Annotated in this window: 6 protein-coding genes; 4 read left to right on the top strand and 2 right to left on the bottom strand. The window is 59.0% G+C overall.

Features of this window, described 5'->3' with window-relative positions; all coding sequences use genetic code 11:
- Nucleotides 1-304: 304 nt before the first annotated feature.
- Complete coding sequence (locus AC1RMX_RS03770) at nt 305-1525, bottom strand: CaiB/BaiF CoA transferase family protein (protein ID WP_493070476.1); 1221 nt, start codon at nt 1523-1525, stop codon at nt 305-307.
- Between the two features lie 13 nt (nt 1526-1538).
- Entirely contained in the window at nt 1539-2720 is a 1182-nt protein-coding gene (locus AC1RMX_RS03765; RefSeq protein WP_493070474.1) for an acyl-CoA dehydrogenase, read from the bottom strand.
- A gap of 158 nt (nt 2721-2878) precedes the next feature.
- On the opposite strand from AC1RMX_RS03765, the gene AC1RMX_RS03760 reads away from it, so the two are divergent.
- From AC1RMX_RS03760 to AC1RMX_RS03745, 4 genes are all read left to right on the top strand, one after another.
- Nucleotides 2879-3778, top strand: a complete 900-nt coding sequence (locus tag AC1RMX_RS03760) for a LysR family transcriptional regulator (protein ID WP_096822463.1) — start codon at nt 2879-2881, stop codon at nt 3776-3778.
- A 434-nt stretch (nt 3779-4212) separates the two neighbouring features.
- The gene (locus tag AC1RMX_RS03755) at nt 4213-5334 is read left to right on the top strand and encodes a Re/Si-specific NAD(P)(+) transhydrogenase subunit alpha (protein ID WP_493070472.1); all 1122 of its coding nucleotides are present in this window, start codon (nt 4213-4215) and stop codon (nt 5332-5334) included.
- Nucleotides 5335-5349: 15 nt separating this feature from the next.
- Complete coding sequence (locus AC1RMX_RS03750) at nt 5350-5670, top strand: NAD(P) transhydrogenase subunit alpha part 2 (protein WP_003220416.1); 321 nt, start codon at nt 5350-5352, stop codon at nt 5668-5670.
- Nucleotides 5670-7103 carry an NAD(P)(+) transhydrogenase (Re/Si-specific) subunit beta gene (locus AC1RMX_RS03745; RefSeq protein ID WP_192559424.1) on the top strand — a complete coding sequence of 478 codons (1434 nt, stop codon included), beginning with the start codon at nt 5670-5672 and terminating at the stop codon, nt 7101-7103. Before AC1RMX_RS03750 ends, AC1RMX_RS03745 begins: the two co-directional genes overlap by 1 nt.
- The last annotated feature ends 152 nt before the right edge of the window (nt 7104-7255 follow it).

The raw sequence follows: 7255 nt of genomic DNA, 5'->3' as shown, positions 1-7255 counted from the left end.
TTTTTCTCCGCTTTCGACCGAGAAGATCGAAACGTCAAAAGAGCCAAACATCACCACTCTTTCAACTCCTTCCAGGCCTCGATGATCTGAAGCAAGCCGCTGTCGAAAACTGCGTAACTCATTGATCTTCAAGGAGTTTTCCGTTTCGGCTGCGCCGGAAGTGGGGCGAATTATAGGCTTCCAGAATCTGCCGTCAACCCTTAATTTCGCTTTTCTTTCAATAACTTGCCGATTGGTCAAAAAAGCACCCGATTCCCTCTATATAGAAGAAAGAGATACCACCCCTTCTATATAGAGGAGGCCATCAAAGCACCCCACCCTCTTTCATCGCAGCCACCGCCCCAGCCCCCAGCCCCAGCACTCGCTGCAAAACCTCCAGCGTATGTTCGCCCAGCAAAGGAGGCGCACGACGGTACTCGACAGGAGTCCGAGACAACCGAATCGGACTGGCCACCTGCGGCACCATCCCCGCCAGAGCATGTGGCAGCTCAATCGCCAGCCCACGGGATTTCACCTGCGGGTCATCAAACACCTGCGACAGATCATTGATCGGCCCGCACGGCACACCCGCCTGCTCCAGTTGAGCCACCCACTCGGCGGTCGTCTTGAAGACCGTCGCCTGGCGGATCAGTGGAATCAGCACCGCCCGGTTCGCCACCCGCAGCTTATTAGTCGCGAAACGCGGGTCATCCGCCCACTGCGGCTGCCCCGCCACTTCGGCAAATTTGCGGAACTGCCCGTCATTGCCCACGGTAAGAATGAAGTCGCCATCGGCCGTAGGAAAATCCTGGTACGGCACGATATTCGGATGTGCATTCCCCAACCGCTTCGGTGCATTGCCCGTCGTCAGGTAATTCATCGCCTGGTTAGCCAGACATGCCACCTGCACATCCAGCAACGCCATATCGATGTGTTGACCGCCGCCATCGTGATCACGGTGAGCCAGTGCCGCCAGGATCGCCACAGTCGAATACAACCCCGTCAGAATATCCGTGAGCGCCACACCGACCTTCACCGGCCCGGCGCCCTCATCACCTTCAGGTCGCCCGGTGAGGCTCATCAGCCCGCCGAGCCCCTGAATCATGAAGTCATAACCCGCGCGCTTGGCATACGGCCCGGTCTGGCCAAAACCAGTGATAGAGCAATAGATCAGATCCGGATTGATCGCCTTCAGCGACTCATAGTCCAGACCATAAGCCGCCAACCCACCGACCTTGAAGTTCTCGATCAGGATGTCCGACTTGGCTGCCAGCTCCCGTACAAGTTTCTGACCTTCAGGACGCGTGAAGTCGATCGTCACCGATTGTTTGTTGCGGTTGGCCGACAGGTAATACGCCGCCTCCGACGTATTCTCGCCGTAAGCGTCTTTCAGAAAGGGCGGCCCCCAGGCACGAGTGTCATCACCATTGCCCGGGCGCTCGACCTTGATCACTTCCGCCCCAAGGTCGGCAAGAATCTGCCCGGCCCATGGGCCGGCCAGCACTCGCGACAAATCCAGTACCCGCAGATGCGACAGCGCGCCCATGGTCGCTCTCCTATTAATAGAACGCCTGCAGGCCGGTCTGTGCACGACCGAGGATCAGCGCATGAACGTCGTGAGTACCTTCATAGGTATTCACCACTTCCAGGTTGACCAAGTGACGGGCCACCCCGAACTCATCGGAGATCCCGTTACCGCCCAACATGTCACGCGCCATACGAGCGATATCCAGAGACTTGCCGCAAGAGTTGCGCTTCATGATCGAAGTGATTTCAACCGCAGCGGTGCCTTCATCTTTCATGCGACCCAGACGCAGGCAGCCTTGCAGCGCCAGAGTGATCTCGGTTTGCATGTCCGCGAGCTTCTTCTGGATCAACTGAGTCGCAGCCAACGGACGGCCGAACTGTTGACGGTCCAGGGTGTACTGGCGAGCGGTGTGCCAGCAGAACTCCGCCGCGCCCAGCGCACCCCAGGAGATGCCATAACGTGCAGAGTTGAGGCAGGTGAACGGACCTTTCAGGCCACGCACGTCCGGGAAGATGTTCTCTTCCGGCACGAACACGTTATCCATGACGATTTCGCCAGTGATCGAGGCTCGCAGGCCGACCTTGCCGTGAATCGCCGGAGCGCTCAGGCCTTTCCAGCCCTTCTTCAGCACGAAGCCGCGGATGTCCCCAGCGTCGTCCTTGGCCCAGACCACGAACACATCAGCGATCGGGCTGTTGGTGATCCACATCTTGGCGCCGGTCAGGCTGTAGCCGCCTTCCACTTTGCGTGCACGAGTAATCATCGCGCCCGGGTCGGAACCGTGGTTCGGCTCGGTCAGACCGAAGCAGCCGATCCATTCGCCGGAAGCCAGTTTCGGCAGGTACTTCTGCTTCTGTGCTTCGGTACCAAACTCGTTGATCGGCACCATGACCAGCGAAGACTGCACGCTCATCATCGAACGGTAGCCAGAGTCGACGCGCTCGACTTCACGAGCAATCAGGCCGTAGCTGACATAGTTGAGACCGCTGCCACCGTACTGCTCGGGGATGGTCGCGCCCAACAGGCCGACCTCACCCATCTCACGGAAGATCGCCGGGTCAGTCTTCTCATGGCGGAAGGCTTCGAGCACGCGCGGCGCGAGGCTCTGCTGGGCGAATTGCTCGGCAGTGTCGCGGATCATGCGTTCTTCTTCAGTCAGCTGTTGATCCAGCAGCAGTGGATCGATCCAGTTGAAGCTAGCTTTACCGCCCATGAGTGAGTCCTCGCAAATCGGGTGAATTAACGTGGCATTGATCCTAGGCCCGCTTCGTCATCCCGGCAAACGAGGATTTCGCATCCTGTTGTGCTAATTTCTCACTCCGAAACGTCGCGAAATGCCGATTGAGCGATGTATTAGTGAGGTTGACGTACATGCGCCGCAAGATACCCAGCACCACCGCCCTGATCAGCTTTGAAGCCGCCGCCCGTCACGAGAGCTTTACCAAGGCCGCCGAAGAACTTTCTCTCACCCAGGGCGCCATTTGCCGACAGATCGCCAGCCTCGAGGACTTCCTCAGCGTCGAACTGTTCCGACGCTCCCGTCGCGGGGTGAAGCTGACGGAAGCAGGTCTTTCCTACAGCCGCCGGGTTGCCACTCAACTCGACGCCGTGGAGCGCGACACCCTCTCGGTGATGGGTCAGCAAGGTACCAATGTGATCGAGCTCGCTGTGGTGCCCACCTTCGGCACGCAATGGCTGCTGCCAAGACTGAAGGACTTCCAGCTCAAGCACCCCGAAGTAACGGTCAACCTGACCAACCGTACCCGCCCGTTCCTGTTTGCAGACACCGACTTCGATGCCGCCATCTATTTCGGCGATGCCGATTGGTCGGGGACTGAATCCCACCGATTGATGGGTGAAAATCCGATGCCGGTGTGCAGTCCCGCCCTACTCGGCAGCAAGAACAGTCTCACGCCCGAAGAGATCGCCGATCTGCCGCTGCTCCAGCAAACCACCCGCCCCTACGCCTGGCGGCAGTGGTTCAACTCGCAGCACCTGAACATTCCCCGCGACATGACAGGCCCACGCTACGAGCTATTCTCCATGCTGGCCCAAGCGGCCATGCACGACATGGGTATCGCGCTGATCCCACCGTTCCTGATTCAACGTGAACTGGCCGAGAAACGCTTGGTAATTGCCAACCCGAACGCACTCTCCAGCATCAAGGCGTATTACCTGATGATTCCGGAGCGAAAGGTCGAATCCGCGTCACTCAAGGCATTTCGCGATTGGCTGGTGAACCAGGCACACAGCTACAACCTAGAAGGATAAAGGCTTTCAGCGATTACTAACCCAGTAGTCAGGATATTCAAAGCCCTACAGATATAACTATTTGTCGCAAATCGACAGACTGTATCCGAAAGTCGTACAGACGTCCCACAAGCGGCTGGCGACGTGGCTTTGAGCCTTCATTCGCGACTCATTACGACCTATTCACGTCACCGATGAGAAAATTCTTCAAATTCATCCACACTCCTTGCAAGGCACGGCCTGCAAGGGATTCAGCCAGCCATCTGCGACATTCGGTCACGGGATGACTTGTAGTTAATTTTCCGTCACCCGTCATAATCCCTTGAAGGGCATAAACTTCGCCTGCAAAATGCCGCGCCCCGCCCTGATTTGGCGGGATCGTGCTGATCGGCCGCCCCAGTCGCACCATCCGTAGTGCATGGGTTTACTCAATAAGATCACGCAGGAGATTTGACGTGCACATTGGTGTTCCTCTCGAAACCCAGACCGGTGAAACACGGGTTGCTGCAACCCCGGAAACCATTAAAAAGCTGATCAGCCAAGGTCATAAGGTCACTGTGCAAACCGGCGCCGGCGTTAAAGCCAGCGTTGTCGACAGTGCCTATGAAGCGGCAGGCGCAACCATTGGCAGTGCCAATGACGCGTTTGGCGCCGAGCTGATTCTCAAAGTGGTCGCGCCAAGCGATGCCGAACTGACGCTGATCAAGCGCGGCACGGTGCTGGTGGGCATGCTCAATCCGTTCAGCAATGAAACCATCGCCAAAATGGCCGAGTGCGGGATCACCGCGTTCGCCCTGGAAGCAGCACCACGTACCTCCCGGGCCCAGAGCCTCGACGTGCTGTCGTCCCAGGCAAACATTGCCGGCTATAAATCGGTTCTGCTGGCCGCCCACTACTATCCGCGCTTCATGCCGATGCTGATGACCGCTGCGGGTACCGTGAAAGCGGCGCGCGTGCTGATTCTTGGCGCGGGCGTGGCCGGTTTGCAGGCGATTGCCACGGCGAAACGTCTGGGTGCTGTCATCGAAGCGTCTGACGTACGTCCGGCCGTGAAGGAACAGATCGAATCCCTCGGCGCCAAATTCGTCGACGTGCCTTACGAGACCGATGAAGAACGCGAATGCGCGGTCGGCGTCGGCGGTTACGCCCGCCCGATGCCGGCGAGCTGGATGCAGCGTCAGGCCCAGGCCGTGCATGAGCGCGCCAAGCAGGCTGACATTGTCATCACCACCGCACTGATCCCGGGTCGCAAGGCTCCGACACTGTTGAGCGCGGACACCGTGGCGCAGATGAAACCCGGCTCGGTGGTCATCGACCTCGCTGCAGCCCAGGGCGGCAACTGCCCGCTGACCGTGGCCGATCAGGTCGTGATCGAGAACGGGGTGACCATCGTCGGCCCGACCAACCTCGCCGGTGAAGTCGCGGCAGATGCCTCAGCACTGTACGCACGCAACCTGCTGGACTTCCTGAAGCTGGTCTTCACCAAAGAAGGCCAGTTCGAAGTGAACCTCGAAGACGACATCGTCGCCGCGTGCCTGATGTGCCGCGACGGCCAAGTCATCCGCAAAAACGCCTAAGCAGGGATTCAGACGATGGAAGAGCTTATCTCCCCCGGTATCTACAACCTGATCATCTTCGTGCTGGCGATTTATGTCGGTTACCACGTGGTCTGGAACGTTACACCCGCGCTGCACACGCCGCTGATGGCGGTGACCAACGCCATTTCGGCGATCGTGATCGTCGGCGCCATGCTCGCCGCCGCCCTGACCGTCACTCCGCTGGGCAAGACCATGGGCACCCTCGCCGTGGCACTGGCAGCGGTCAACGTGTTCGGTGGCTTCCTGGTCACCCGCCGCATGCTTGAGATGTTCAAGAAGAAAGCCCCGAAAGCAAAAGAAGAGGCGCCTAAGTAATGAGCATGAACCTCGTCACGACGCTCTACCTGATCGCGTCGATCTGCTTCATCCAGGCCCTCAAGGGTCTGTCGCACCCGACCACGTCGCGTCGCGGCAACCTGTTCGGCATGCTCGGCATGGCGTTGGCGATCCTCACCACCGTCGGCCTCATCTATAAGCTGGGTGCAGAGCTTGCGACTGCCGGCATCGGCTACGTGATTGTCGGCCTGCTGATCGGCGGCACCGCCGGTTCGATCATGGCCAAGCGCGTTGAAATGACCAAGATGCCGGAACTGGTCGCCTTCATGCACAGCATGATCGGTCTGGCAGCGGTGTTCATCGCCATTGCTGCGGTGGTTGAGCCGCAGTCGCTGGGCATCGTCAAGCAATTGGGCGACTCGATCCCGGCGGGCAACCGTCTGGAGCTGTTCCTCGGCGCAGCCATTGGTGCCATCACCTTCTCCGGTTCGGTGATCGCGTTCGGCAAGCTGTCGGGCAAGTACAAGTTCCGTCTGTTCCAGGGCGCACCGGTACAGTTCAGCGGTCAGCACAAGCTGAACGCGGTACTGGGTCTGGCGACGCTGATCCTCGGCATCACCTTCATGCTGACCGGCAACCTCGCCGCATTCGCATTGATGCTGGCCTTGGCCTTCATCATGGGCGTGCTGATCATCATCCCGATCGGCGGTGCCGACATGCCGGTCGTGGTGTCGATGCTCAACAGTTATTCCGGCTGGGCGGCGGCGGGCATCGGTTTCTCGCTGAACAACTCGATGCTGATCATTGCCGGCTCCCTGGTGGGTTCGAGCGGTGCGATCCTCTCGTACATCATGTGCAAGGCGATGAACCGTTCCTTCTTTAATGTACTGCTCGGCGGTTTTGGCAATACAGCAGACGCCGGCCCTGCCGGTGAAAAAGAAGCTCGCCCGGTGAAATCCGGTTCGGCTGATGACGCGACCTTCCTGCTGACCAACGCCGACACCGTGATCATCGTGCCAGGTTACGGTCTGGCGGTGGCTCGCGCGCAGCACGCATTGAAGGAGCTGACCGAGAAGCTGACCCACCATGGCGTGACCGTGAAGTACGCGATTCACCCGGTGGCCGGTCGGATGCCCGGACACATGAACGTACTGCTGGCCGAGGCCGAAGTGCCGTACGACCAGGTGTTCGAGATGGAAGACATCAACTCCGAGTTCGGCCAGGCCGACGTGGTGCTGGTGCTCGGCGCCAACGACGTGGTCAACCCCGCTGCCAAGAACGATCCGAAATCGCCGATTGCCGGCATGCCGATCCTCGAAGCGTTCAAGGCCAAGACCATCATCGTCAACAAACGCTCGATGGCCAGCGGCTATGCCGGTCTGGACAACGAACTGTTCTACCTGGACAAGACCATGATGGTCTTCGGCGACGCGAAGAAAGTCATCGAAGACATGGTCAAAGCGGTCGAGTAACTCGCGCGCTGCTTCCCCGGACGCCCCGACTTGTCGGGGCGTTTTTGTTTGCGAAAAACGTCGGACAATTTGCCGCGTTGTTGCAGATCCGGTAACGGTGTTTTACTTGAAACCCGCTGAATAGACGCCTCGTTTGCGACCTTGGTAGCGGG

The sequence above is a fragment of the Pseudomonas sp. GW822-FHT03F04 genome, from assembly GCF_058801405.1.
Note: the sequence above shows the minus strand (reverse complement) of the source record. Positions and strands in the feature narration are given on the sequence as shown.

What these genes read in the sequence shown, in the direction of transcription:
- AC1RMX_RS03770 (WP_493070476.1), bottom strand. Translation starts at nt 1,525, where the DNA reads ATGGGCGCGCTGTCGCATCTGCGGGTACTGGATTTGTCGCGAGTGCTG.
- AC1RMX_RS03765 (WP_493070474.1), bottom strand. Translation starts at nt 2,720, where the DNA reads ATGGGCGGTAAAGCTAGCTTCAACTGGATCGATCCACTGCTGCTGGAT.
- AC1RMX_RS03760 (WP_096822463.1), top strand. Translation starts at nt 2,879, where the DNA reads ATGCGCCGCAAGATACCCAGCACCACCGCCCTGATCAGCTTTGAAGCC.
- AC1RMX_RS03750 (WP_003220416.1), top strand. Translation starts at nt 5,350, where the DNA reads ATGGAAGAGCTTATCTCCCCCGGTATCTACAACCTGATCATCTTCGTG.
- AC1RMX_RS03745 (WP_192559424.1), top strand. Translation starts at nt 5,670, where the DNA reads ATGAGCATGAACCTCGTCACGACGCTCTACCTGATCGCGTCGATCTGC.